Source organism: Streptomyces noursei (genome assembly GCF_001646665.1).
Lineage (GTDB): Bacteria > Actinomycetota > Actinomycetes > Streptomycetales > Streptomycetaceae > Streptomyces > Streptomyces lavendulocolor.
This window is the reverse complement of the sequence record NZ_LWBU01000379.1, coordinates 1-1,492: the sequence shown is the minus strand read 5'-3', so window position 1 is coordinate 1,492 and position 1,492 is coordinate 1. Positions and strand designations below refer to the sequence as shown.

The 1,492-nt window shown below is 72.0% G+C and carries 3 protein-coding genes; all 3 read left to right on the top strand.

Annotated features, from left to right (window positions below):
- The coding region (locus tag A4V12_RS35755) for a helicase associated domain-containing protein (protein ID WP_199831423.1) at positions 1 to 383 on the top strand (383 nt) is incomplete at its 5' end.
- A 401-nt stretch (positions 384 to 784) separates the two neighbouring features.
- Positions 785 to 997 carry a hypothetical protein gene (locus tag A4V12_RS38185; protein WP_199831424.1) on the top strand — a complete coding sequence of 71 codons (213 nt, stop codon included), beginning with the start codon at positions 785 to 787 and terminating at the stop codon, positions 995 to 997.
- Positions 943 to 1,149, top strand: coding sequence for a helicase associated domain-containing protein (locus tag A4V12_RS37765; RefSeq protein ID WP_159028957.1), 207 nt, complete (start codon positions 943 to 945; stop codon positions 1,147 to 1,149). The genes A4V12_RS38185 and A4V12_RS37765 overlap by 55 nt, the downstream gene beginning before the upstream one ends.
- Positions 1,150 to 1,492: the final 343 nt, after the last annotated feature.

The following is a 1,492-nucleotide window of genomic DNA, read 5'->3' as shown; positions in this document are numbered from 1 at the left end:
GGCGGTGGCTCCAGCAGCAGACCCAGCCCGGCACCTGGACACAGCTGTCGACCGAACAGCAGAAACGACTAGCCGCACTAGGCGTGCAGCCCGACCAGGCACCGGCTCCCACCCCGCCTCCCGCCCCGGCAGCCGCCCGTGCGACGAAGGGCCCGAGCAAAGCCCAGACGGCGTTCCAACGGGGACTTGCAGCCCTCACACAATGGGTCGAACGGGAAGGTGACCGGCCGGTCCCGCGCGGCGCGGTCGTCGAGGTCGACGGCGAGACGGAGCCGGTGCCTGTACGACTCGGCGTATGGATTTCCAACATGCGTGCTAGGCGGGAGAAGCTCACCACGGAACAGCTCGCGGCGCTACGACACCTCGGCATGAAATGGGCGTGAGGCGTACTAAAGGCGTACGAAATGCGTACCTACCGCGTACGCTCGTGCCTGCACAGCCGGACAGGCAGCGTGACCGGCCACCGATGCAAGCCCCTCCACTGCACAGTCACTCGTCCCCGCACGACCCTGCCCAAGGGCGCGGCTAAGGCGGCGCGGTGGTCGCTGAGCCCGGCGGAGAGGCTGCACGGGCGCTGGAGGGGCCGTCAGGGGCCGCGGGGCGGCCTATCGGGCAGTGGTTGTCCAACTGCCCGCCGTCCGGGCGCGTTGAGCGGCCGCGCAGCTTGCGGAGATCGATCCGGACTGGTGCCCGGCCCGGCCCATTGACTGGCAGCGGCACTATGCGGGGGTGCGGGCGCTGGTGGTCGACGGCCGGGGCGGCGGTGGACGAGATCAACCCGGGGGTGACTGTGCACGGGGCGGACGTGGGGCGGTGGCTCGTACGGCAGCGCGAGACGTGGGCGGAGCTGTCGGAGGCGCAGCGGGAGCGGCTGGGCGCGCTCGGCGTCACGGCGCCGGAACCGGCCCCCGCGCCGCGGGCCGGCGGCGGCCGGGCAGCCGCGTGGGAGCGGGACTGGCGGCCGCGCGCGCCTACCTGGCCCGGGAGGGCACGCTGACGGGCGTTTCCAGGGCTCACGTCGAACGCATTGAGCACGATGGGCAGGAGCACGCGGTGAAGCTCGGCGTATGGCTGTCCAACCAGCGCTCCCGCCGCGCGACGCTCCCTGCCGACCGGGTCGCGGTGCTGAAGGAACTCGGGGTTGTCTGAACGGGCGTGCAAGAAGGCGCCCCACACCAGAACAGCGGGGGGCGCCTTGTCGTTCAGGGGCGCCTTGTCGTTCAGCGGTCGCCAGCGGTGCCCGGCCGACCGCGCCCTACCACCCCTGGGCAGCCACTGCGGATGGACAGGCCGGCCCGGGCCAGCGCCGCCATCCCTGCGCATCAGGCGGCACTGAACTGATGAGCAGGCCCGTCGCGCCACTCCACCCACCGCGGGTCATCCAGGACGGCATCGGATTCGGTGATACCGGCGCCCTCGAGGAAGACGACCAAGTCGTGGTCGCTGTAGGCGGTGCCGAGAATCTCGTCGCGGCCGTGCCGGTGCACGGTGA